Genomic DNA, 23,550 nt, shown 5'->3' with positions numbered 1-23,550 from the left:
GGTCCAATAGCTCAGCTGGATAGAGCAACTGCCTTCTAAGCAGTAGGTCTCAGGTTCGAATCCTGATTGGATCACAACAAAAAGTCTTAACGAAAGTTGAGACTTTTTTTGTTTTTATGCGGGCCGTGGATTTTATTTGTACTTTTAACTCGTTCGATCCCGTCAACTTCATCTAGTATCGAATGTACAAAATACGGATCTCGACAGGTGGATTCGCTTTAAAAGAATTTTCTCCATGAACATTATTACTCTTCCTAACGATTTGAATCTCGATGGTACGGCTACCATTCAACTTTTTGATTATCGTAGTTCCCAAGAAGTAGCTCGACAACAAATCGCGCTCAACCAAAATACATTTAGTTTTTTGCTTGAGGGAACCAAAGAAGTTGTTTTTGAAGATGCACTACAGTCCATTGACCCCGCGAAATTCTTACTGATGAAAGCTGGACATTGTTTAATGACAGAACAATTGTCAAAAGCCAATAGCTACCGAAGTGTCTTGTTGTTTTTTTCCAATGAGATGATTTATAAGTTCATCCAAAAATATGAAGTAGAGCACAAGAAGCCGTATGACTATAAAACGGTGTATGCTTTCGATTACGATGCCTTTATTCGTCGTTTTGTGTCCAGTTTACTCGACATTGCTACCTTGTCAAAAGAAATTCAACAGCATTTATTAGTGGTGAAATTAGATGAAATTCTGTGGTATTTGGTTGAAATCTATGGAAAAGATATGCTCTACTCGCTGGTATATACAACAGATGATAGCGTACAAAAATTTACCCGCATAATCGAAAGCAATCAGCTGCGTAAATCGACGCTGAAAGAGCTTGCTTTCTTGTGTAATATGAGTGAGTCAACCTGTAAGCGAATGTTTAAAAAACACTATGGAGAATCGCCTATGCGTTGGTTCCAAAACAAGCGATTAGAACAAGCACATTATTTATTGACTGTGGAAAAGAAAACGGCTTCTGAAATTTATCTGGAAATAGGCTATGAAAGTCTGTCGAGTTTTGTTCAAGCCTATCGAATTAAGTATGGACATACGCCCAAACAGCATCAAAAAATGTGACCTTTTAGCAACAGTTTTTGAGCCTTTAGTCTTCTGTTTTTGATCTCTGCAAAGCTACTTTTGGTGGAAATAATAATTCAACTAGAATGAGAAAAGCTCAGTTACTTGTATTGCTGTTTTTGACCGTATCAACGGCAGCATTTGCACAAAAAACATTTACTTTATCGAGTAAAGATTTAGGAGGAGAAGGAACAAAAACATTGGAATTTAATGGGTTTGGATGTAATGGAGATAACCAATCTCCTCAATTGTATTGGCAAAATGCACCAGAGGGAACGCAAAGTTTTGCTATTACTATGTATGATCCAGATGCCCCAACAGGAAGTGGATTCTGGCATTGGGTGGTCTTTGATATTCCATCAAATGTAAGCGAATTAGTCGCTAATGCAGGAAATATTTCCCTTAATCTAGCACCTAAAGGGGCCATTCAGAGTATGACCGATTACGGTAGTAGAGGATTTGGAGGACCTTGTCCACCAGAAGGACATGGATTTCATCAATATATATTTACAGTTTACGCTTTAAAGACAGCCAAATTGGGATTAGATGCGCAGGTAAATCCAGCACTTGTTGGGTTTAACCTTTGGAATCAAACCCTTGCAAAGGCTAGTATTGTTGTGTATTATAAGCGATAAATCTATCCCGTGAGAAATTAGCACGAGCTTATTTTTAGAGCGGGAAGATGTATCCTACTAGGATGCGTTTAAATGTTTGAAAGAAAAAAGTCTTTGGGAAACCAAAGACTTTTTTTGTTGGAGACTTATCCAGCGCGTTGCACTAGTCGAGCGCAGGATGTATTCGATTTTCATTCTTCCGTGTATTTGTTACAGGAAGCTGTTCTTTATACTTTCTTCGGTGGAAGATCGAAGGCAACCGCTTCGTGTTCAAAATGGCCATTGTGCGCACCATCGCAAAATGGTTTGTTTTTAGAAAGGCCACAACGGCAAATAGATAGCACGGTTCTACCTTGTAATCCGTACGCATTTCCATTTCGGTCTACGATTTCAAAATCGCCCTCGATTTTTACGGATCCGTTATTGTTGATGGTTAGTTTTGTCTTTGACATGTCTATGTGAGTTTCGTTATTTTGTACGAAAATAAAACAATAAAACGAGGACTTAGAACCTGTATTTCTATTTAGAAAGATTCCTTTTAGTCTACTCATCCAAAACGAATGCTAGTAAGAAGTTGGGGAGAAATGTGTTGATTAAACGGATCGGTCTATCCATCCAATATCCCACAGTCTATATTTTCATAGGGAATATGAGTGATGTTTTCATCTAAAGCCGCTGTTTTTTGCCCCCATTGTGCGATGGCCTTGAGTAAGGGAATAAGGGGGTGTCCAAAAGCAGTTAATTCGTACTCGACTTTCAGAGGTGGTTTGTTGGTATAAACCGTTCGCTTGATTAAACCGTGGTCTTCCATTTCTTTGAGCTGTAGACTAAGCGTGCGTTCCGTAATCAATGGAATGGATTTTCTCAACTCGCTATATCGTTTTTTTTCAACTATTTCCTTTATTACACCTAAAACATCCTTATTGTGCATATTTTTCTTTGTTCTAAAATAGGTAAAAAGCATATTTTCAATTGGTTAGATTGTGTTGGTGTTGGTTTTTTTTGGTAGTTGTTTGGTATTCCTGTGGTTTTACAAGGGCTCAAGGCACTTTTACCAAACAAAACCCAAAGGAAACCCAAAGAAAAGTACTTGAATGGTACGGTTAATCAGTTTGCAGTAAACCGTCAACCAATTAACCATCTACCAATTTACCATGCGCGTTTATCCGTTACAATAGGGTTGTTTAGATCAAACACTACATTGAAACTCGTTGAAGAACCTGCGCGTTGTAGATTATAGGTGTATTCCTCCTCGTTAATCGTTACCCACCATAGGTTAGAGGCAGCGGCGGGAATGTGTTGTGCTGTTTCTTGATCTGCGGGAAAATATTGTATCGTATCGTTTCCTGTATTGGTGGTTGTTCCTCCATACATGGTAATTTCATCGGGTTGACCGTTCGGTTGACGGTGGTCGTGTTTCAATTCTAAGCGATCGCCTTTTAGGGTAAATACCCAAGTACGAGAAAGATCATCTCCTACGAAAAAAGCAATTTTTACCTCTCGATTCGTACAGGAAGAGACATACATAATGAGTTCTTTATTTTCAAAATCGGCTGGAATAGGAGAGGAAACAATTTTTCCTTTATAGGCCTTGCCACAGTGTTGTGCGAGGTTAGCTGTGAATTGTTCGGGATAGTTAGGTGTCGTTTGCGCTTGTGTTTGCAGTATACTGAAGATACTTAGTAGGAAGGCAAATGCTGTTTTTTTCATGGTTATACAGTTGTTATGGAGGTAAATATAGGAGTATAAATCAATCTACGCTAATTTAAGGGAAGGAGGAGAATAGAAGACTAGTAGATTCGCAATTAATCGTGTTTTACTCGAGTATGTATTACATTAAAATTTATATTTTTGAGTAAAGCTAGAAAATAATGTATAGACTGACAGAAAAAATTGTTTCAGTGCACGGACAAGATATTGCTGTGCAGCTGTATATTCAAGATAGACCTAAAACGGAAACGACTTTAGTGTTGCTTCATGATTCGTTGGGAAGTGTGGAATTATGGCGCGATTGGCCGGGTTTATTAGCAGAGCAATTGCAGTGCAATGTGATGGTTTATGATCGCGTAGGCTACGGCAAATCTCAACCGATGCGTACTTCTTTTCGCGAGCGCAACTATTTGGAGCAAGAAGGCGAGTTTTTAGAGGCGTTGCGTTTGGTTTTACAATTGGGTAAAATTGCCGTTTTTGGACATAGTGACGGGGCTTCTATTGCGTTATGGTATGGTATTTTATACCCAGAACATACGGCGGCTATGGTTATTGAAGCAGGACATGTAGTTGTAGAAGAGGAGACTTTGCAAGGTGTACGGGAGGCGAAAAAAGCCTATGAAGAGACAGACTTAAGACATCGTTTGGCAAAATACCACGGAGAACGCGTGGAAAAGTTGTGCTATGCGTGGTTTGATATCTGGTTGGATCCAGCCTATCGCGATTGGACGATGGTACCTGAGTTATCGCGTATAACCGCTCCATTGTTATTTCTACAGGGGGATTTAGATGAGTATGGTTCTTTGGCACAAGTGGAGGAAACGATCAAGCATGTACGCGGAGTAGCAGAAAAACACATCTTTGAACAAGTGGGGCATATACCACATAAAGAACAAAAGGAGACAACCTTAACCTTGATTGTCTCCTTTTTAAAACGGTATTTATAGGTTGAGCAAATGCTCTATTTTATCGTAAAATAGTTGTTCTATTCTCGGATCTTTTGCCTGTAAATAGGAAGATCGCAAGCTGTTTAAGTATTGATCTAAATTCGTGATTACACTGCCTTTTGCCAATTCAAAAGGCACTTGTAGATTCTTGGCTTTGATTGTTTCTAGGGCGTTTTTGATATACGTTTCTTTGTCCATTTTTAACTAATAATTTATCTCGGTAACTCGATCGTATAGATTTTTCCTTTGGTTTTTAGGCTTGTATTGACTAACCAAGGGTTGTATAGTTTCAGAATTTTGTAGTTTGATCCTTGTTCTTGGGCAAACATAGGTAGGTCTTCTATATCATTGCTTACTGTAATGCTACGCATGGGAATAGGAGGGTACTTATCTGCTTTGGGGATGTTGTATCCGTAACGTTCAGGATGGGTCATGATTTCTTTCATTGCTAAGATGCGGAATACATAGCGTGAGGTTTCTTGATTTAGAAATAAATCATAGTAATTATCTACATATTGAGCATTCATAGCTTTGGTCATTCCTGCCATTCCTCTGTTATAGGCAGCTGCAACCATAGTCCAAGAACCGAAGCGATTTTTGGCATCATTGAAGTACTTACAAGCGGCTTCTGTTGCTTTTTCTAGGTGGTAACGTTCATCTACGGACTCATCTACTGTTAGGTTATATTCGCCTGCAGTTCCCTTCATAAACTGCCAGAATCCCGTTGCTCCAGCAGAGGAAACAACATTAGACAAGGTGCTTTCAATCACGCAGAGGTATTTGAAATCATCGGGTATATTATTCTTTTTCAAGATGGGTTCAATGATCGGGAAGTAGCGTTCAGCTCTTTTGATCACGAGTGTTGTTGATGAATGCAGGTTGGCATTGATGATCATTTCGCGATCAAAACGCTCTTTTACATCGATGAGGTGTAAAGGAGTTGATTCTCCTGCAAAATTAGCTGTTAACGGCAAGGAAACGTGATGTTCAGCCGGATCTTTTTGTTCTGCTTGGCTTTCATTTGTACCATGAGAAGCCGCAAAGATAAAAGTAGAAGCGACCCCTATAACAGCAGTTGTATAAAGTGCGTTTTTTAGATTTTTTTTCATAGTTATTCTAGTATAATTTTTTGTAGATTTTGATTGAACCAGCTGTATTTCATTAGTATCATTGCATGAGTCCCTCCTTTTACTTCAATTGCGTTTTTTATGTTTTTAAAAGGAAAAACTTCATCCTTTGTGCCGTGTATGTGAACCACATGGTCTAATTCTTCTTTTTGATCCCAAGTTAATATCGCTTGAATACACCAATTGAGGTAGTGTGGATCTCGAATAGATAAATAGCGATTGTATAGTTCCACGCGCTTTTTTTGTTTGTCATTTCCATAGCGAGCAACCACATTAAGCAGAAATTCCACGCCATGGGTGGGAATTAACTTATAAAGCTTGGTGTATTTCGCCCATTTAAACCGAGTGGGGAATTCGCGATTTGTGCGAACGCTAGAAATGATGATGGTCTTTTGAACGGCAATGAGTTTTGATAGTTCCTGTGCAATAATCCCTCCAAATGAAACGCCTACTAAGATAGGATTATTATGTTGAATCAACGGAATGTATTTTTTCGTATAAGCCAATAAACTTTCTTTCTTTTCACAAGGCAACCATTCTAAAAAATGCAAGTCAAAACGGCAAGTATCCCATTTTAATCGTTCAAAAATGAGCGAAGTGGATGACATGCCAGGGAAGAAATAAATTGGTATTTTGTTCATTTTAAATAAATTAACATACTTAATAGGGGTGGTTTGGAAAAAAATGACGAACTTTGATAAATATAGCGATAAAACTAGTTGCATTCGCAGTATAAATAATCTAAAAATTTCTTACGATATAATTGTTATGAATAGGGGCAGTCGCCACCGTTCTTTTTTTGTTGCTATGAAAAGGAGGTACCAACATAACATGAAATATAAAATTTTAATATAATGGAAATTAAAGACAATGAATTGCTTCGTCAGTTTGAGCTCGAAACCGATCAAGGTTTGCTTAGCGTCGAGTATTCACTACAAGAAAGAAAAATCTTTCTGACCAAATTAAAAGGATTCGAAGAAGGAGTGCAAGCACAATCTATCGATTTTCTAAAAGGAGTACTTGATATCGTTAGAGAAAAAAGACTACGAGTAGTTCCTACCCATCCAAAAATTGTTTCTTTTTTTAGGAAAAACCCTATTTACAAAGAAATGCTTCCTCCAGGGATAAGAATTTAATCCTGTGAGATTTAAAAACCACTTATAACACACACAACATACCCCAATCTGGGTGATAAAAAGCAAAAAACCTGTTTGAATTTCAAACAGGTTTTTTTATTTAGTCTAGAAAATCAAATCGAACCATACCGTCCTCGTCAATTTTCGTTAATTTAATCTTGTGCAACGTATTGACTAACGCAGGATCCCAAGGTGTTTTTACTTTGACATAGTTCTCTGTAAAGCCGTGAATGTATCCTTCTTTATTTTCGCTTTCAAATAAAACTGTTTTTTCATTGCCAATTTGAGACTCGTAGAATGCACGGCGTTTTTTGACTGATAAGCCGCGAAGCATTTTACTTCTTTTATTGCGCACTTCCATTGATACAACCCCTTCCATATCTACCGCTTCTGTATTGTCACGCTCCGAATAGGTGAATACATGGAGATAGGAAATAGGCAAATTGCTCAAGAAATTATAGGTATCTAAAAACTTGTCATCTGTTTCACCAGGAAAGCCAACAATCACATCTACTCCAATACAGCAATCTGGCATGACCGTGCGAATTTTCTCTACGCGCTCTACGTATAACTCACGCATATAACGGCGTTTCATTTTCTTCAAGATGTCATTGCTTCCCGATTGTAACGGAATGTGAAAGTGAGGAACGAAAGTTCTACTTTGAGAAACAAATTCGATGGTTTCGTTTTTCAATAGGTTAGGCTCAATAGAAGAGATGCGTAAACGCTCAATACCCTCTACTTGATCTAAGGCTTGTACCAGTTCTAAAAAGGTGTGTTCGTGTTTCTTATTTCCGAATTCTCCTTTTCCGTAATCGCCAATATTCACGCCAGTTAGTACGATTTCTTTGATGTCTTGGGCTGCTATTTCAGCTGCATTTTTTAAGACATTCTCCATCGTATCACTGCGAGAAATACCACGAGCCAACGGGATGGTACAATACGTACATTTGTAATCACAACCATCTTGTACTTTTAAGAAGGCACGTGTTCGATCTCCAATAGAGTACGACCCTACATAAAAATCAGCTTCTGAAATCTCACAAGAGTGCACCTGACCCATTTCATTTTTGGAAAGGTCGTTAATGTAATCGGTTAACTTAAATTTTTCCGTTGCACCTAAAACCAAATCAACGCCATCTACATTGGCTAATTCGGCAGGTTTTAACTGCGCATAACAACCTACTGCGGCGATAAAAGCCTTGTCGTTTTTCTTCTGCGCTTTTTTAACTATTTGTTTGAATTGTTTATCTGCATTTTCGGTTACAGAACACGTATTGATCACATAAATGTCTGCAACATCTTCAAATTCAACACGATCAAAACCTTCGTCTACGAAACTTCTTGCTATTGTTGAGGTTTCAGAAAAGTTTAGCTTACATCCTAAGGTGTAAAAAGCTACTTTTTTTCTATTTTCCATAATCATTCTTTACTATGAGTAGTAACTTTGAAGTATATTTACTCTTTGTTGTCACAAAGCTTGCAAATTTACGTACAAAATTCGGTTTGATGAAATCAATAATTTATTATATATCAATTCTTTGTATCTGCTTTACCCTGCCTTCTTGTCAAAAAAAAATACAGGAAAACACGAAGGGAACCGTATTCCGATACAATGAAGATTCTAATATTCAAACACTTGATCCTGCTTTTGCCCGCAGTATGGCGGTGATTTGGCCCTGCAATCAATTGTTTAATGGGTTGGTTCAACTCGATGATCAGTTACATGTCGTTGGCGATATCGCTCATTCGTGGCAAGCTTCTTCTGATGGGCTGACCTATGATTTTATTTTGCGCCAATCGGTCTACTTTCACCCACATCCTGCATTTGGTCCTGCGCAAACCCGTGCTGTAACAGCGCGTGATTTTGTGTATAGTTTAGATCGATTAACTGATAGTAAAACAGCCTCACCTGGTGCGTGGATTATGCAAAAAGTAAAGGGTTATGAAGCCGTAAATGACACGGTATTTCGCTTGCAGTTAAAGGAATCCTTTCCCGCTATTCTCGGGTTGTTATCCATGCGTTATGCTTCTGTTGTTCCGCGAGAAGTAGTGGAAGATCCACAATCCGATTTCCGAACACATCCTATCGGAACGGGACCTTTTTACTTTAAATTTTGGGAAGAGAATGTCAAATTGGTCTTAAGGCGAAATCCCAATTATTTTGAAAAAGATGAACAAGGGAATCAATTGCCTTATCTAGAGTCGGTTGCAGTTACTTTTTTACCAGATAAACAAAGTGCATTTTTACAGTTTATCCAAGGGAATTTGGATTTTATTTCAGGATTAGATCCCTCGTATAAGGACGATTTGATTACGTTAGAAGGAAAATTACAACCCAAATATCAAGGGATGGTTCAAATGGAAACAGGACCTTATCTCAACACGGAATATTTGGGGTTCAATATGGCAGACAAAAATAGTCCTACGAGTGATAAGCGCATTCGCCAAGCATTGAACAAGGGATTTGATCGCGTTAAAATGTTGCAACACCTGAGAAGTGGTATGGGAACAGCCCAAGTAGGAGGCTTTATTCCCCGCGGTTTACCTGGTAATACCGTATCGGATGAATTATATAATGTGGCTCAAGCGAAGCAGTTGGTTCAAGCGTATAAAGACGAACACAAGTTGTCCAAAGTACTTATTTCCCTATCTACCAACGCGGGCTATTTGGATATAGCTGAATATTTACAAAGAGAATGGCAAAAAATTGGACTTACCGTAGAGGTAGATGTCATGCCGCCTGCTACCTTAAGACAAGGTATGGCCTCGGGAAAAATCGCCTTTTTTAGAGGTAGTTGGATTGCTGATTATCCCGATGCAGAAAATTATTTATCGCTATTTTACAGCAAAAACAAAGCTCCTAATGGTCCTAATTATACTTTTTTTAGCAACCCAACCTATGATGCGTTGTACGAACGCTCCTTTCAGGTAGCGAATCTTGAAGAACGTGTACAGTTGTATGAACAAATGGATCGCTTAATCGCAGAAGAAGTGCCTGCTTTGGTCTTGTTTTATGATCAAGCCGTTCGATTCAGCCGTCAAGATATAGATCAACTGGGAATCAATCCCATGAATAATTTATTTCTGAAACAGGTAAAGAAGAAATAAAATAAGTTGATTTTTATAGAACATTTCTTAGTGATATAGTATATTTGAAGAAATAGAGGATGTATTCGATCCGCTATTTACCAACTACAACCTTACACACGAAATGTTATTATGAATGAGTTAGTCGTTCTACTTGTCGATGACGAGAGGAAACTTACCGAAGTAATAAAACACCTGTTGCAACACAAGATTCAACTTCAACATAAATTGGTGTTTTACACGGCAAAGTCAGTCGAAGAAGCGATAAAAATGATTGAACAACACGCGCCAGATCTCGTCTTTTTGGATATTCAAATGCCTAAAGAAAATGGATTGGCTCTATTTGATTATGTGGAACAACCGCTCTCTTTTGAAGTTGTTATTACAACGGCTTACAGCCAATATGCATTAGAAGTATTGAATCAATACCCTTGTTTATATTATTTGCTTAAGCCGATTTCAGTTGCTAATTTGCAATTGGCCTATGATAAATATGTGGAAAAAGAAGGGGAACAATCATTTATCAAACTCATTAAAAACAATCAAAAACGCGAGGCAGTAGCAGTAGCAGATATTGTGTATTGCAAAGCGGATGACAACTATTGTGAAGTATATCTAAAAGATCAAAAATACTTGATCTCTAAAACATTGGGAGTCGTAGCTTCTAAGTTACAACACCCCCATTTTCATCGCGTAGGTCGTTCTTACCTGGTTAATATCAATCACATCAAACACATTGAAATAGGAACAAATCGCATTGTGTTTAAGGATAAAATCATCGTCAATCAACAAGAGGTCCATCACGATATTGTTATTTCGGCAGCAAAAATGAAAGACTTTAGAGCCTTTGAGTTATGATTCGTGGGGTACTACTCTTGCTCTTTGGGTTGACGCTGTCGTTGGTTTATGGACAATCAACGGTTACAAAGCGCTATACAACAGCGGATGGGTTGATTGCCAATGATGTGCGCGTTCTACTTATGGATAGTCAAGGCATTCTTTGGATTGGATCGAGAGCGGGATTAAGTACGCGAAAACAAGAGCGCATTGAATTAGATGAAGAGGCGCTACAGCGGAAGTTTACCAATATTACAGCCCTTGTAGAGGATAATGATCAAGGAATTTGGGTGGGAAGTTATGGACAAGGGGTTTTGTATAAAGGCAAAAAACACACGCAGCTGTTTAATGTAACAACTGGATTGCAAGACGATCGCGTCAATTGTTTAGCCGTCTTGGATACTACATTGTATATTGGTACTACCCAAGGGATTTCGATTATCGATATTCCCTCACTTCAAATTGAAACGTTTTCTTCCCACACTACACTTGCGACCCCAAGCTCTGTTTCGAGTTTCTATCAAAAGGATGGGACGATTTTTGCTACAACCATCAATCATGGTGTGTTTAAGGTTGAGGCTGGAAAATTGTATCCCATAGGTGAGCAAAAAGAAGTTATAGCCTCTTTTTTTGATCAGAACCGTCAAGAGGTATTATTGGGATTGAAGTTTGAAGTGGAAATACAAACCCATCAAACCACATTAAAAAACAAAATTAAAGGAACGCGTTTCTTTCAATCCGTAGGCGATAAAGTTTACTGGGTTGGAGCTGATGTTCTAAATGATGGAGGCGGAATCTATGCCTGGGATGGACATCAGATCGAAAAACTCAATCAAGCGTATGGTATAGAAAATACCGATCTATACAGCTTAGCTTATGATGACAAACGACATTTTTTATATATTGGAAGTAAAGAACAAGGATTATTTCAAGTAGATTTAGCTTCCCCTTTGCATTTTGATCCGCATTTTGGTTCTATCGCTACGCTAGCAATACAAGGAGCGTATACCTATATTTTTGGTGAGAAAGGACTGTCTATTGTTCATCAAAATAGAGTCACTCAAACGATAGGAAAAGAGGTTTTTAAATCATATCAACTAGCGAATAATCAATCATTTATAGGGGTTACAACACGAGCGAATAATTTTTTTGAAATAGAACATCGCATCCCTGCTGATCAGATTAAGTTTTACAAAGCAGTTATTCATCAAGAAGCCCTTTGGGTGAGTACGAATATTGGTCTTTTTCAGTTGAGCTTAACAGGTCAGCTAAAGCAATATAAGGGAATTCATACCTATCAATTTGATTTTTTACAGGATCAATGCATTGAAACAGATCCGTATGGCGGGGTTAGAGTGTATGATAACCTCACTGATTTTACTTACCAATACTTCGATCGAGCCGATGGAGTTTTTGTACCTCGGGATATTGTCGACATGAAAGAAGTAGGGGGTAAAATGTACCTAGCAGGAGCATTGGATGGACTTTATGTGTATGAAAACAAGCAATTTCGATCGTTTTATGCAGCAGGTGTCTTTACCGAAAATCGACTAAAATTTATTGAAAAAGGTGAAGAACAGCAGTTGTTCGTAGCGACAGATTTTGGCGATATTTATTGCTTGGATCTCCAAAATTCACAGCTAAAAATACAGTATAAAATTCCGCAAGAATCGATTTTAGGACATGGCATTACCTTTCTATCCTATCAGGATCATCAATTGTTTGTCGGTACAAATAAGGGAATCACCGTATTGGATGCTAAGGGGACTTTTTTATTTGATAGCGAGCAAGGATTGGATCATTACGCTGTGAAAAGCAGCGTTATTTTGGGGCATTATTTATTTTTAGGCACAGAAAAGGGATTGTACACCTTAGACCGCCGGTATTTTAAACCCAAACCCATTGCGTATAAATTGAGGATTTCTTCGGTAAAAGTAAATGATACCCCATTAGAAATCAAACAAGGGCAGTTCTCAACAAAGAAAGCGCTGGTTTTACCCAATTATAAAAATTCAATTCGTATTGACTTTGCTCTGTTGGGAGCCAAATATCCCAATAAGTTAGCCTTTCAATACCGAGTGAAACCCACAGAAAAATGGATTGATGTGGAACAACCGTCCTTAGCTTTACACTACCTAAACCCAGGTGACTATCCAATTGAAATTAGAATGTATGACTACCATAGTGGGGCTGAACAAACTGAGTTGTTACTTCATGTGAAGATCAAACCTCCGTTTTACTATAGTTGGTGGTTTTTTAGCTTAATGGGCTTAGCCATGATTGGCGTTGTAGCATTTATTATACAGCGAATGAAACGCCAACAAGAGAGAAAGGACAAACAATTGCGCTTTGAGAAGAAGGTAGCGGAGTTAAAAGTACTATCCGTTCGCAGTCAGCTGAATACGCATTTCATTTTTAATGTATTGAGTTCTTTTCAATACTTTATCATCATGCACAAAGAGAAGGAAGCCTTGTATTATCTGGAGCGATTTGCCTCTTTAATTCGCAAGACACTCAACTTCTCCATGGTTGAACAAGTAAGCGTACAGGAAGAGATTGCCTATATTGAAGGCTATTTTGAACTAGAAAATATGCGTTTGGATGGACGTGTACACTTGGAAATCACTGTAGAAGAACAATTGAATCTCCAGTACATTAAGATTCCTCCCTTGTTGCTTCAGCCCTTTGTAGAAAATAGCTTGGTCCATGCTTTCCCCGATAGTATTGAACATCCAAAACTACAGATTAGGATCTATCGTGAGCAAGGTGATGTCATACTTGAAGTAATAGATAATGGAATAGGAACTCAACAAACACTACAAGAACAAGTTACGCATGAATCAAAAGGCTTGTATTTAGTGAAAGAACGCATGAAAATGATCCAGGCATATCTAGAGGAACACTTGTGTATTCAATCTACAGCAGCAGGAACTCGTGTGCGTTTAGTTTTGAAGAATGCAATTTCATCTAAGTAGGAAGGCGTCAATTATTTGTTAATAAAACCCGAGAAAACAAGAAAGGATTGTATTATTGCTCAACGGGTTAGTCAGTTGTTGTTCTACAGCAGCTACTATAGATTGTATTTTAGTTTTATGAAGGGAAGATTATTTTTTGTTGCCATTTTTGTCGCGTATTTTTTAGCTAATTTGTATTTAGGGTTTCGTGTTTATCCACTAGTAGCACAAATGAACTGGAGTATTCAGGTCATTTATGGGGTGGCAGTTGCTTTTTTGATTGTGTCACCACTCTTATTTTTTGGACTGAGAAAACGGGTCAGTGTACCCCAAGCTGCCATTTTATACAAAGTAGGAACAGGTTGGTTGATGTTGATCCTCTATTCTTTTTTACTGGCTGTGGTATCGGAGGTTGTCTTTGCCTTTTGGGGAAGCTTTATAGAGGCCTTTAGTGAGGGATTACTTTCGTTACCTAAATTGCAAGCGTGGATCATTGTTGGAGGCACTGTACTTGTTGCTTGTATTGGCAATGTAAACTATTACCGCAAAAAAGTGGTTACCTTGGATTTGGAAACGGTGAAACCGTTAGAAGAGTCTATCAAAATGGTTGTATTGAGTGATTTACATCTAGGACATGCCATTAGCCGAAGAGAATTGAAACGCTGGATTAGCTTCATCAATGCGCAACAAGCGGATGTGGTGTTGTTTGCAGGCGATATTATTGACAATAGTTTATTGCCTTTGACCTACTATAAGTTAGATGAACTCTTGCGTGAGATTAAAAGCAAACACGGTGTATATGCCTGTTTAGGGAACCATGAGTATTTGGCAAATGTTGAAATGAGTCTGGCGTTCTTGCGTGAATCCAATATTACTGTTTTACGAGATGAGGTGGTGAATATTGGCTCCTTACAGCTTATTGGAAGGGATGATAAGTCCAATCCACACCGTAAAGCCTTGTGCGATTTAGTTCAACCTCAGCCTGATAAAATACAAGTGCTCTTAGATCATCAACCCTATGACTTGGCAAAAGCTGCAGAACAGCACCTTGATTTTCAGTTTTCGGGACATACCCATCGCGGCCAAGTTTGGCCTTTTTCGTGGATTACAGATTATTTGTTTGAACAATCTCACGGCTATCTTAAAAAGGGAACAACCCAGTATTACGTCAGCTCCGGCTTGGGGATTTGGGGAGGAAGATACCGCATTGGCACACAGTCTGAATACGTTGTAGTAACGCTAAAAGCGAATCGCAAAAAAGAGAAAGTTACAGGTTAAAAGAGAGTCCCTTTTTTAATGGAGAATAAAAGGCTATTTTTGTCAAAATTTTGTTGAAGTGAATTATTTATCAGTAGAAAATATATCGAAATCTTTTGGGGCACATACCTTGTTTGAAAATGTGTCATTTGGTATTAATAAAGATCAAAAGATTGCTTTTGTCGCAAAAAATGGATCGGGAAAATCGACTATTTTAAAAATAATAACAGGATTGGATGATCCTGATAGCGGACAAGTAGTTATTCGCAAGGGAATTCGCATGGAGTTTCTCTCGCAAGAGCCTAATTTACAAGATGAATTGACAATCGAAGAAAGTATATTCGCTTCCGATAGCGATATCCTTAAAGTGATCGAAGCCTATGAAAAAGCACTAGAAAATCCAGAAGATGAGGATGCCTATCAAAAAGCGTTCGAGCAAATGGAAATTCACAATGCTTGGGATTTTGAAACGCAATACAAACAGATTTTAACGAAATTAAAATTAGACGATTTAAAGTTGAAAGTGAAAACGCTTTCTGGAGGACAGAAAAAGCGTTTGGCTTTGGCTATTATTTTGATTAATAAACCCGATTTATTGATCCTTGATGAGCCGACAAACCACTTGGACTTAGAAATGATCGAATGGTTGGAAAACTATTTTGCTAAAGAAAATATTACCTTGTTTATGGTAACACACGACCGCTTCTTCTTGGAGCGTGTGTGCAATGAAATTATCGAATTAGACAATGGATTAATTTATCAATACAAAGGAAACTATTCCTATTATTTGGAAAAGAAAGATGAGCGAATAGCTGCTGAAAATGCAAGTATTGATAAGGCTCAAAACCTTTTTGTCAAGGAATTATCTTGGATGAGAAGACAGCCAAAAGCGCGTACTACAAAATCCAAATCGCGTATTGATGACTTCTATGTAATCAAAGAAAAGGCGAGTAGTAGAAGAAAAGAGCACCAAGTAGAGCTGGAAATTAACATGGAGCGCATGGGAAGCAAGGTGGTGGAATTACACAAGTTGAATAAGTCTTTCAATGGAAAGGTAATTCTAAATGACTTCAGCTATATGTTTAACCGTGGAGAACGCATTGGAATTATCGGGAAAAACGGATCTGGAAAGTCAACCTTTTTGAATATTCTCACGCAAACCATGAAACCAGATACGGGAAAAGTGGTGATCGGAGAGACCATCAAAATTGGTTACTACACACAAGGGGGAATTAACATCAAGCCGGAACAAAAGGTAATTGATGTGATTAAGGAGTTTGGAGAGTATATTCCCCTAGCGAAAGGACGTTCTATTTCGGCAGGACAGCTTTTAGAGCGTTTTCTATTTGACCGCAAAAAACAGCACGATTTTGTTGAAAAACTGAGTGGAGGAGAGCTAAAGCGCTTGTACTTGTGTACCGTTTTAATTCAAAACCCCAATTTCTTGATTCTCGATGAGCCAACGAATGATTTAGATATTGTAACATTAAACGTGTTGGAGAGCTTCTTATTGGATTATCCTGGGTGTTTAGTGGTGGTTTCTCACGACCGTTACTTCATGGATAAGATTGTCGATCACTTATTTGTCTTTAGAGGAGAAGGTGAAATTGAAGATTTCCCTGGAAACTATTCTGATTTTAGAACCTATGAAGATAGTATTGAACCAGTCAAAGCGGAAGCGCCTAAAGAAAAAGTAAACTGGAAAGAAAACCAAAAACAAAATGGATTGACCTTTCAAGAACAAAAAGAGCTACAAAAAATAGAGCGCGAAATGACAAAACTGGAAGAGCAAAAACAAGATATTGAAAAAGAATTTGCTGACGGAATGGTGAAGGAAAATCAAATAGACGAAAAAGCAAATGCGTTGAAAAAAATAATAAAAGAACTCGAAGAAAAGGAAGAAAGATGGTTTGAATTATCAGCCAAAAAAGGAGAGTAATTTCAAGGGTGAAAAAAGGCAAAAAGAGGACTGAAAAAAGTGTTTTAGTCCTCTTTTTTATTTTTTAAAATGGAATTAAGCTATAAAATATAGTGAAATTTTAAGAAATTGACAACTGTTTAAATGTTAAAGTTTTTTGTTCTATCTCTTTGTTAATCAGTGTTTGTGTGTAAATGTAAGGTTAAGGGAATGTAATTTAACGATTAAAAAATAGGCAGATTTAAAAAAGGAGGTAACTTTGCGAAGTGAAATTTCAAGTGGTGACAGGGCTTGAGAAATTAATTTTAATGAGGAAAAAATGTTCTTTTTTTATTGGCTTTTTACTGCTATTAGGTGGAGTTTTTTCGGGTTTTAAAAAGTACGAAGTTATACTTTTAGAACAGTATAAAATACTTCCCACAGAAGAGCTGACTTATCATTTTCCAGAAGAGAAAATGGTAAAGGAAGTGAAGACAGCAGAATTAGCAGTAATACCATTTACAGGGAAAACCTATATTGGTTTTAAACAAGCCTTAGGTGCAAGAGAATCGAATGGCTTGTATCGAATTGTCAACTCGTATGGCTACATCGGAAAATACCAATTCGGAAGGTTAGCTCTAAGATCAATAGGAATTTTTGATTCTGAAGAGTTTTTGAATGATCCGCTATTACAAGAAAAAGCATTTGATGCTTTAATAGCTAAAAACAAATGGATTCTACGCAACGAGATTAAATCGTATGAAGGTCGTAGAATTGATGGGATCAGAATCACGGAGTCGGGGATACTGGCCGCTGCTCATTTAGGAGGAGCTGGATCTGTGAGAAAATATTTGAAAAGTAATGGAGCTAATTCATTTAGCGATGGATTTGGAACGTCAATCAAAACCTACTTGAAAAAGTTTAGTGGATATGATGTTTCAGAGATTGATCCAGAGAAGAATGCATTAGTCATGCTGTAAAAAGTAAAAGCTGTCTGAACTAACAGATAGCTTTTTTTATTTGGTAGAGTAAAATTAATTCCTACCTTTACACCGTAAAAATAACAGAAATGAATTTTAAACATACAAACAATTGGTGGTGGAGCAACTTACGTCAAGACGTCGTGAGCTGTCCTGCTATTGGTATGTATGAAGAAAAAATATAAGGAAACGAGTATATTATTCCTACACCTCTAAGGGCTTGTCATCACGACAAGCCCTTTTTTTGTGTCCAAAAATTAAAAAAACAAATTAATTTAATCAAACTCAACATGAAGTATCAAGTCAATCAAGCCGGATTTTATGGCGATTTTGGAGGAGCATTCATCCCTCCAGCTTTACAGCCTATTGTAGCAGAACTACAAGAGAAGTATATAGAAATAATGAATGAGCCCGCTTTTCAGGCGGAGTATCAAAAGCTTTTAGCCGATTATGTAGGCCGACCAACGCCTTTGTATTATGCAGCGCGTTTATCGGATTTGTATCAGACTAAAATCTATTTAAAAAGAGAAGATTTATGTCACACAGGAGCGCATAAGATCAACAATACCATTGGTCAAGTCTTGCTAGCCAAACGCTTAGGTAAAAAGAAGATTATTGCCGAAACTGGGGCAGGACAACACGGCGTAGCCACAGCAACCGTATGTGCGTTAGCTGGATTGGAATGTGTGGTATTTATGGGAGCAACCGATATTGAACGTCAAGCACCTAATGTAGCGCGCATGAAGATGTTAGGAGCTGAGGTTCGCGCAGCCAAAACAGGAACACAGACCTTAAAAGAAGCAGTAGATGAAGCTTTGCTTTACTGGATTGAAAACCCAACTGATACCTATTACTTAATCGGATCTGTTGTAGGACCTCATCCGTATCCCGATATGGTGGGGCGTTTTCAATCAGTGATCTCCAAAGAAATTCAACAGCAATTGAGAGAGAAAGAGGGCGTAGATCAACCGAACTATGTTATTGCTAGTGTTGGTGGTGGAAGTAATGCCACAGGTGCTTTCTATGCCTTTTTAGAAGATCCTCGTGTGAAGTTGATCGTCGCAGAAGGAGGAGGTATGGGCGTGACTACCACACAAACAGCAGCCACATCGTTTATAGGAAAGCCTGGTGTACTTCACGGAAGCAAAACTTTATTCATGCAAGATGAAGCAGGAGAACCACTGGAAGCCTATTCTATTTCGGCAGGGTTAGATTATCCCGGTTTTGGTCCGCTCTTCGCCTTGATGAAACAAGAAGATCGCGCAGAATTCTTTGCCATTAAAGATGCAGAAGCGATGGAAGCAGGATTGGAACTGTGTAAACTAGAGGGTATTATTCCCGCTATTGAAAGTTCACATGCCCTCGCAGCACTCAAACATAAAACGTTTTTGCCAACTGATATTGTAGTCGTAAACCTTTCCGGTAGGGGGGATAAGGATTTACAAAATTACACCAACTACTTTCAGTTGTAGTTTTTTCAGGAAAAAGCCTAGCAGTACTGCTGGGCTTTTTTACACCTATATATATAAGGAGTACTAAAAAAATAAACTTTGTTTCTTTTGCCGCTGATCTCCTTAAAAATATCCCCATCTAAAACAAACAAATACTATATTTGCACCTGTTTTAATAAAATACAATATGATAACAGTTAATGATGTTGCTGTCCAATTTGGTAGTACAACGCTTTTTAGTGGTGTGAGTTTCTCCATTAATGAAAATGACAAAATTGCCTTAATGGGAAAAAACGGGGCGGGTAAATCTACCTTATTAAAAATTGTGGCAGGCGAAAATAAACCTTCTTCAGGGGTTGTTGCAGCACCAAAAGAAGCGGTGATAGCCTATTTGCCTCAGCATTTATTAACGGCTGATGATTGTACTGTTTTTGAAGAAACATCCAAAGCCTTTGCTCAGATTTTCGCCATGAAGAATGAAATTGAGCAAATCAACGAAGAGTTAACGGTACGTACCGATTACGAAAGTGATGCCTATATGAAGCTCATCGAACGCGTATCGGAATTGAGTGAGAAGTTTTATTCGATAGAAGAAGTAAACTACGAAGCAGAGGTAGAAAAAGTATTGAAAGGATTGGGATTCCTACGCGAAGATTTTACTCGACCAACCGCTGAATTTAGTGGAGGGTGGAGAATGCGTATCGAATTAGCAAAGATTCTATTGCAAAAACCCGATTTGATTTTATTGGATGAGCCAACCAACCACATGGATATCGAGAGTATCCAATGGTTAGAGGAATTCTTATTGACACAAGCCAAAGCTGTCATGGTAATTTCCCATGACCGTGCATTTGTTGACAATATTACCAATCGTACTATTGAAGTAACGATGGGAAAAATCTACGATTACAAAGCGAAATATTCAGATTATTTGGTTTTGCGTCAAGATCGTAGAGCACATCAGTTAAAGGCATATGAAGAACAACAAAAAATGATTGCCGAAACAACCGAATTTATTGAGCGTTTTAAAGGAACCTATTCCAAAACATTGCAAGTACAATCGCGCGTTAAAATGTTGGAGAAATTGGAAATTATCGAAGTAGACGAAGTTGATAATTCTGCACTTCGCCTGAAGTTTCCGCCAGCTGCGCGTTCAGGGCAATATCCAGTAACGGTGACCGAAATGGGAAAAACTTACGGAGAACACGTGGTGTTTAAAGATGCTAATATGGTGATAGAGCGCGGACAAAAAGTGGCGTTTGTAGGGAAAAATGGAGAGGGGAAATCAACGATGATCAAGGCGATCATGGGAGAGATTGACTATGTGGGATCAATTGAATTAGGACACAATAGTCAAGTGGGATATTTCGCCCAAAATCAAGCGTCTCTACTCGATGGTGATTTGACGATTTTCGAAACCGTAGATCGCATTGCAGAAGGGGATATTCGCACGCAAATTAAAAATATATTGGGTGCTTTTATGTTCTCTGGAGACGATATTCAAAAGAAAGTAAAAGTCCTTTCTGGAGGAGAGAAAACAAGATTAGCCATGGTGAAGTTATTGCTAGAACCTTATAACTTGCTTATTCTTGATGAGCCGACCAACCACTTGGATATGAAAACCAAAGATATCATTAAAGCGGCATTAAAAGATTTTGAAGGAACGGTAATCTTAGTGTCTCACGACCGTGATTTCTTAGATGGTCTGGCTGAAAAAGTATTTGAATTTGGCAATAAACGAGTGAAAGAACACTTTGAAGATATCAAAGGATTCTTAGCGCATAAGAAAATGGAAAGCTTACGCGATATTGAAAAATAAGAGGAAAATAAGTGTTTCCTGAAAATTCCCTTCTTTTAAAAAATCTTGGCATGTGTTTTGCGAGTTTTTTGAAGAAGGGATTTTTTTATGCCATCCTTATTAAAATTTATTGAAAGAGAAGTCGTATTTCATCCTTGATAATTTTTTTGCAGTTCAAGGATAGTGTTATATTTGTAAAACGATTAAAAATAGTGCTTTATAAAGTGAAAAAGATTGTATATTTATTGAAGCATTTATGTGTAATTAACAACATTAAGTGAATGAAAAGAATAAACTTGAAACGTTTTTTTCTACTTATCGGGGGGCCTTTATTTTGCTTTTCTATTTCAACTACGAGCTACGGTCAAAGTTTGTCTTTTTCCGAGGCTATGCGTGTGATGAACGAGGAAAATAGCTTGATTAAAGCGATGGAAAAACAAGAAGAAGTGCACCAATATGAATGGAAGGCTATGAAAGGTTTGCGTTTGCCAACAGTAAAAGCTTTCGGAATGGGACTCTATATGGATCGTTCGTTGGGCTTGGACTTTAATGGTCTGCGAAACCAAGTAGGGGATTTCGTTCATCTACCCAATGCAGAGGTATTGGGAAACTGGTCGGTTGACTTCAATAAAAGAGATATGGCTTTTGGAGGATTCATGGCGACATGGCCTATTTTTACAGGCGGAAAGATTAATGCCGCAGTGAAAGCTGGAAAACTAAAAAGCGAAATAGGCGAGAAAGAGTTGGAACAAGCCAAAGACAAGTTAATATCTGAACTTGTGGTTCGTTATTATACAGTTAAGCTAGCTGAACGTGCATTAACCGTGCGTCAAGATGTTTTGGAAGGAATGAAAAAGCATCAAGATGATGCACTGAAGTTAGAAGAACACGGGATGATTGCACCGGTTCAACGCATGGCTGCCGATGTTGCAGTATCCGATGCTAGCCGAGAATTGGACGCCGCAAAAAAAGATGCCACTTTAGCGCGTTTGGCGTTGGCGAATACCATGGAAGTAGAAGAGGTAACTGCTGATTTGAGTAGCGATTTCTTTGTGCTCTCGGAGTTGGAAGCCTTAGACTATTACCAAGTATCAGCAGAAGAACACTATCCTGCATTACAAAAACTGAGCTTGCAAAAAGAATTAGCCACACAAGGGATTAAAGCAAAACAATCGGCAAATTATCCAACGGTAGTGGCCTTTGGTCAAACAGTACTGGCTCATAATAATCCCATTAGTGGGTTGGACGTGCTCTATGACAACAATAAACCTTGGACGGTGGGTGTGGGAGTTACCTATACCTTATTTGAAGGATTGAGAAACAGAAATGAAATCAAAGCAGCCAAGGCTACTCGTGAAAGTGTTGCCTTATTTGAAGAGAAAGCAAAATCCGATATCAAGATGTTGGTAGCGAAATTGTATCAAGATATTCAAAAACAGCAAGAACAAATAGATAACCTAACCACGCAAGAAACAATGGCAACCGAATATTTACGCGTACGCAATAAGGCGTTTATCGAAGGGTTTGCCACTTCAACAGAAGTAGTGGATGCTGAATTGAATTTATCTGCAGTAAAATTAAAGAAACTTCAGGCGCATTTTTACTATGTGTCTAATTTAGCTTCCCTATTTGAATACACCGGTTTAAGTAATGAGTTTGTCCAATTTGCAAAATAATTTGAAGGTAAGATGAAAAATAAAGTAATAAGTGCAATAGTAGGAATTGTCGTAGTTGTTGTGGTTTTCGCTCTATCGATTTGGTATATGAGTGCACCACAGGAAAGCTATATTCAAGGACAGGTGGATGCTACGCAAATCAATGTATCGTCAAAAATTCCGGGTAGGATTGATACTATTTTAGTCAAAGAAGGGGATCAAGTACAAGCAGGACAAGTGTTAGTTCAGATCAGTACCCCAGAGATCGATGCAAAATTACAACAAGTAGAGGCATTGCGTGCTGCGGCATTAGCGCAAGATGCAAAAGCCAATACAGGTGCGAGAAAAGAAGAAGTTCAGGCAGCGTACAACATGTGGCAACAAGCGAAAGCAGGAGCTGAATTTGCACAAAAAACCTATACTAGAGTTGAAAACCTATACAGAGAAAAAGTAATTCCCGCTCAGCAAAAGGATGAAGCTTATGCCAAGTATATTGCGGCTCAAGAAGTAGAAAAAGCAGCAAGCGCAACCTATCAAATGGCCAAAAGCGGTGCGCGAACAGAAGATAAAGCAGCAGCTTTAGCTGTTGTAAATCAAGCAAAAGGTGCGGTTGAAGAAGTCCTAATCTACAAAGGAGAAGGAGAAGTGAAATCGCCACAAGCAGGAGAAGTTTATACCATTATGCCCAACAAAGGGGAGATTGTTAATTCAGGCTATCCCATTGTCAATCTAGTGGATTTAACAGATATCTGGGTGAACTTTAATATTCGTGAAGATTTGATGCATAAATTCAAAATGAATACAAGGTTCCAGGCTATCGTTCCCGCTTTAGGCAATCAAGAAATTGAATTAGAAGTACACTATATTGCAGTACAAGGGGATTATGCCACTTGGAGTGCTACCAAAGCAAAAGGTGATTTTGATATGAAAACATTCTTAATCAAGGCGTATCCAACCCAAAAAGTAGAAGGATTACGACCAGGAATGAGTGCTTTAGTAGTAGAAAGTAGTTTGAAGTAAAAGAT

21 protein-coding genes and 1 tRNA gene are annotated in these 23,550 nt (G+C 38.2%); 15 read left to right on the top strand and 7 right to left on the bottom strand.

Features of this window, described 5'->3' with window-relative positions:
• The 3 genes from ACPDHL_RS06535 (at position 1) to ACPDHL_RS06525 (ending at position 1,707) form a co-directional block, all read left to right on the top strand.
• Positions 1–74 (top strand) — tRNA-Arg (locus ACPDHL_RS06535).
• Between the two features lie 161 nt (positions 75–235).
• Positions 236–1,072: a helix-turn-helix domain-containing protein gene (locus tag ACPDHL_RS06530; RefSeq protein WP_430531985.1), complete on the top strand. Its 837-nt coding sequence runs from the start codon at positions 236–238 to the stop codon at positions 1,070–1,072.
• Between the two features lie 86 nt (positions 1,073–1,158).
• On the top strand, positions 1,159–1,707 hold the full coding sequence (locus ACPDHL_RS06525; protein WP_430531984.1) for a YbhB/YbcL family Raf kinase inhibitor-like protein: 549 nt from the start codon (positions 1,159–1,161) through the stop codon (positions 1,705–1,707).
• Between the two features lie 206 nt (positions 1,708–1,913).
• Here the strand turns inward: ACPDHL_RS06525 and ACPDHL_RS06520 are convergent, their stop codons facing one another.
• The 3 genes from ACPDHL_RS06520 to ACPDHL_RS06510 all read right to left on the bottom strand — a co-directional run bounded on the left by ACPDHL_RS06520 (position 1,914) and on the right by ACPDHL_RS06510 (position 3,396).
• Entirely contained in the window at positions 1,914–2,138 is a 225-nt protein-coding gene (locus tag ACPDHL_RS06520; RefSeq protein ID WP_060875030.1) for a CDGSH iron-sulfur domain-containing protein, read from the bottom strand.
• Positions 2,139–2,293: 155 nt separating this feature from the next.
• Entirely contained in the window at positions 2,294–2,617 is a 324-nt protein-coding gene (locus tag ACPDHL_RS06515) for a winged helix-turn-helix transcriptional regulator (protein WP_430531987.1), read from the bottom strand.
• Positions 2,618–2,835: 218 nt separating this feature from the next.
• The gene (locus ACPDHL_RS06510) at positions 2,836–3,396 is read right to left on the bottom strand and encodes a hypothetical protein (protein ID WP_430531983.1); all 561 of its coding nucleotides are present in this window, start codon (positions 3,394–3,396) and stop codon (positions 2,836–2,838) included.
• A gap of 161 nt (positions 3,397–3,557) precedes the next feature.
• Between ACPDHL_RS06510 and ACPDHL_RS06505 the strand changes: the two genes are divergently transcribed.
• The gene (locus ACPDHL_RS06505) at positions 3,558–4,343 is read left to right on the top strand and encodes an alpha/beta fold hydrolase (protein ID WP_430531982.1); all 786 of its coding nucleotides are present in this window, start codon (positions 3,558–3,560) and stop codon (positions 4,341–4,343) included.
• On the opposite strand, the gene ACPDHL_RS06500 is transcribed toward ACPDHL_RS06505, so the two are convergent.
• Genes ACPDHL_RS06500 through ACPDHL_RS06490 form a run of 3 tightly spaced genes read right to left on the bottom strand, consistent with a single transcriptional unit; the run spans position 4,338 to position 6,111 of the window.
• Entirely contained in the window at positions 4,338–4,541 is a 204-nt protein-coding gene (locus ACPDHL_RS06500; RefSeq protein ID WP_430531981.1) for a hypothetical protein, read from the bottom strand. The genes ACPDHL_RS06505 and ACPDHL_RS06500 overlap by 6 nt on opposite strands.
• Positions 4,542–4,555: 14 nt before the next feature.
• The gene (locus ACPDHL_RS06495) at positions 4,556–5,452 is read right to left on the bottom strand and encodes a lytic transglycosylase domain-containing protein (protein WP_430531980.1); all 897 of its coding nucleotides are present in this window, start codon (positions 5,450–5,452) and stop codon (positions 4,556–4,558) included.
• A gap of 2 nt (positions 5,453–5,454) precedes the next feature.
• On the bottom strand, positions 5,455–6,111 hold the full coding sequence (locus ACPDHL_RS06490) for an alpha/beta hydrolase (protein ID WP_430531979.1): 657 nt from the start codon (positions 6,109–6,111) through the stop codon (positions 5,455–5,457).
• Positions 6,112–6,324: 213 nt separating this feature from the next.
• Here ACPDHL_RS06490 and ACPDHL_RS06485 point away from each other — a divergent pair, with 213 nt between their 5' ends.
• Positions 6,325–6,606: a GNAT family N-acetyltransferase gene (locus ACPDHL_RS06485; protein WP_002990470.1), complete on the top strand. Its 282-nt coding sequence runs from the start codon at positions 6,325–6,327 to the stop codon at positions 6,604–6,606.
• Between the two features lie 100 nt (positions 6,607–6,706).
• Here the strand turns inward: ACPDHL_RS06485 and mtaB are convergent, their stop codons facing one another.
• Positions 6,707–8,026, bottom strand: coding sequence for a tRNA (N(6)-L-threonylcarbamoyladenosine(37)-C(2))-methylthiotransferase MtaB (gene mtaB / locus ACPDHL_RS06480; protein ID WP_430531978.1), 1,320 nt, complete (start codon positions 8,024–8,026; stop codon positions 6,707–6,709).
• Between the two features lie 89 nt (positions 8,027–8,115).
• On the opposite strand from mtaB, the gene ACPDHL_RS06475 reads away from it, so the two are divergent.
• From ACPDHL_RS06475 to ACPDHL_RS06430, 10 genes are all read left to right on the top strand, one after another.
• On the top strand, positions 8,116–9,717 hold the full coding sequence (locus ACPDHL_RS06475; protein ID WP_430531977.1) for an ABC transporter substrate-binding protein: 1,602 nt from the start codon (positions 8,116–8,118) through the stop codon (positions 9,715–9,717).
• 111 nt (positions 9,718–9,828) lie between these two features.
• Positions 9,829–10,554 carry a LytR/AlgR family response regulator transcription factor gene (locus tag ACPDHL_RS06470; RefSeq protein ID WP_430531976.1) on the top strand — a complete coding sequence of 242 codons (726 nt, stop codon included), beginning with the start codon at positions 9,829–9,831 and terminating at the stop codon, positions 10,552–10,554.
• Positions 10,551–13,508, top strand: coding sequence for a histidine kinase (locus ACPDHL_RS06465; RefSeq protein ID WP_430531975.1), 2,958 nt, complete (start codon positions 10,551–10,553; stop codon positions 13,506–13,508). Before ACPDHL_RS06470 ends, ACPDHL_RS06465 begins: the two co-directional genes overlap by 4 nt.
• 117 nt (positions 13,509–13,625) lie before the next feature.
• Positions 13,626–14,765 (top strand): metallophosphoesterase, encoded by a 1,140-nt coding sequence (locus ACPDHL_RS06460; protein ID WP_430531974.1) that lies wholly within the window; start codon positions 13,626–13,628, stop codon positions 14,763–14,765.
• Between the two features lie 58 nt (positions 14,766–14,823).
• Positions 14,824–16,683, top strand: coding sequence for an ABC-F family ATP-binding cassette domain-containing protein (locus ACPDHL_RS06455; protein WP_430531973.1), 1,860 nt, complete (start codon positions 14,824–14,826; stop codon positions 16,681–16,683).
• A gap of 287 nt (positions 16,684–16,970) precedes the next feature.
• Positions 16,971–17,621: a peptidoglycan-binding protein LysM gene (locus ACPDHL_RS06450; protein ID WP_430531972.1), complete on the top strand. Its 651-nt coding sequence runs from the start codon at positions 16,971–16,973 to the stop codon at positions 17,619–17,621.
• 290 nt (positions 17,622–17,911) lie between these two features.
• Entirely contained in the window at positions 17,912–19,093 is a 1,182-nt protein-coding gene (gene trpB / locus ACPDHL_RS06445; RefSeq protein WP_430531971.1) for a tryptophan synthase subunit beta, read from the top strand.
• A 166-nt stretch (positions 19,094–19,259) separates the two neighbouring features.
• Positions 19,260–20,891 (top strand): ABC-F family ATP-binding cassette domain-containing protein, encoded by a 1,632-nt coding sequence (locus tag ACPDHL_RS06440; protein ID WP_430531970.1) that lies wholly within the window; start codon positions 19,260–19,262, stop codon positions 20,889–20,891.
• A gap of 260 nt (positions 20,892–21,151) precedes the next feature.
• Positions 21,152–22,546, top strand: coding sequence for a TolC family protein (locus tag ACPDHL_RS06435; protein ID WP_430531969.1), 1,395 nt, complete (start codon positions 21,152–21,154; stop codon positions 22,544–22,546).
• A 12-nt stretch (positions 22,547–22,558) separates the two neighbouring features.
• A complete protein-coding gene (locus ACPDHL_RS06430; RefSeq protein WP_430531968.1) occupies positions 22,559–23,545 on the top strand; it encodes an HlyD family secretion protein in 987 nt (328 codons plus the stop codon).
• Positions 23,546–23,550 lie beyond the last annotated feature (5 nt).

The sequence above is a fragment of the Myroides sp. C15-4 genome (assembly GCF_050522745.1).
Lineage (GTDB): Bacteria > Bacteroidota > Bacteroidia > Flavobacteriales > Flavobacteriaceae > Flavobacterium.
This window is presented reverse-complemented; position numbering and strand designations above follow the sequence as displayed.

What these genes read in the sequence shown, in the direction of transcription:
- ACPDHL_RS06530 (WP_430531985.1), top strand. Translation starts at nt 236, where the DNA reads ATGAACATTATTACTCTTCCTAACGATTTGAATCTCGATGGTACGGCT.
- ACPDHL_RS06450 (WP_430531972.1), top strand. Translation starts at nt 16,971, where the DNA reads ATGAGGAAAAAATGTTCTTTTTTTATTGGCTTTTTACTGCTATTAGGT.
- ACPDHL_RS06520 (WP_060875030.1), bottom strand. Translation starts at nt 2,138, where the DNA reads ATGTCAAAGACAAAACTAACCATCAACAATAACGGATCCGTAAAAATC.
- ACPDHL_RS06460 (WP_430531974.1), top strand. Translation starts at nt 13,626, where the DNA reads ATGAAGGGAAGATTATTTTTTGTTGCCATTTTTGTCGCGTATTTTTTA.
- ACPDHL_RS06440 (WP_430531970.1), top strand. Translation starts at nt 19,260, where the DNA reads ATGATAACAGTTAATGATGTTGCTGTCCAATTTGGTAGTACAACGCTT.
- ACPDHL_RS06490 (WP_430531979.1), bottom strand. Translation starts at nt 6,111, where the DNA reads ATGAACAAAATACCAATTTATTTCTTCCCTGGCATGTCATCCACTTCG.
- ACPDHL_RS06510 (WP_430531983.1), bottom strand. Translation starts at nt 3,396, where the DNA reads ATGAAAAAAACAGCATTTGCCTTCCTACTAAGTATCTTCAGTATACTG.
- ACPDHL_RS06470 (WP_430531976.1), top strand. Translation starts at nt 9,829, where the DNA reads ATGAATGAGTTAGTCGTTCTACTTGTCGATGACGAGAGGAAACTTACC.
- ACPDHL_RS06525 (WP_430531984.1), top strand. Translation starts at nt 1,159, where the DNA reads ATGAGAAAAGCTCAGTTACTTGTATTGCTGTTTTTGACCGTATCAACG.
- ACPDHL_RS06495 (WP_430531980.1), bottom strand. Translation starts at nt 5,452, where the DNA reads ATGAAAAAAAATCTAAAAAACGCACTTTATACAACTGCTGTTATAGGG.
- ACPDHL_RS06505 (WP_430531982.1), top strand. Translation starts at nt 3,558, where the DNA reads ATGTATAGACTGACAGAAAAAATTGTTTCAGTGCACGGACAAGATATT.
- ACPDHL_RS06515 (WP_430531987.1), bottom strand. Translation starts at nt 2,617, where the DNA reads ATGCACAATAAGGATGTTTTAGGTGTAATAAAGGAAATAGTTGAAAAA.
- trpB (WP_430531971.1), top strand. Translation starts at nt 17,912, where the DNA reads ATGAAGTATCAAGTCAATCAAGCCGGATTTTATGGCGATTTTGGAGGA.
- mtaB (WP_430531978.1), bottom strand. Translation starts at nt 8,026, where the DNA reads ATGGAAAATAGAAAAAAAGTAGCTTTTTACACCTTAGGATGTAAGCTA.
- ACPDHL_RS06465 (WP_430531975.1), top strand. Translation starts at nt 10,551, where the DNA reads ATGATTCGTGGGGTACTACTCTTGCTCTTTGGGTTGACGCTGTCGTTG.
- ACPDHL_RS06475 (WP_430531977.1), top strand. Translation starts at nt 8,116, where the DNA reads ATGAAATCAATAATTTATTATATATCAATTCTTTGTATCTGCTTTACC.
- ACPDHL_RS06500 (WP_430531981.1), bottom strand. Translation starts at nt 4,541, where the DNA reads ATGGACAAAGAAACGTATATCAAAAACGCCCTAGAAACAATCAAAGCC.
- ACPDHL_RS06430 (WP_430531968.1), top strand. Translation starts at nt 22,559, where the DNA reads ATGAAAAATAAAGTAATAAGTGCAATAGTAGGAATTGTCGTAGTTGTT.
- ACPDHL_RS06435 (WP_430531969.1), top strand. Translation starts at nt 21,152, where the DNA reads ATGAAAAGAATAAACTTGAAACGTTTTTTTCTACTTATCGGGGGGCCT.
- ACPDHL_RS06485 (WP_002990470.1), top strand. Translation starts at nt 6,325, where the DNA reads ATGGAAATTAAAGACAATGAATTGCTTCGTCAGTTTGAGCTCGAAACC.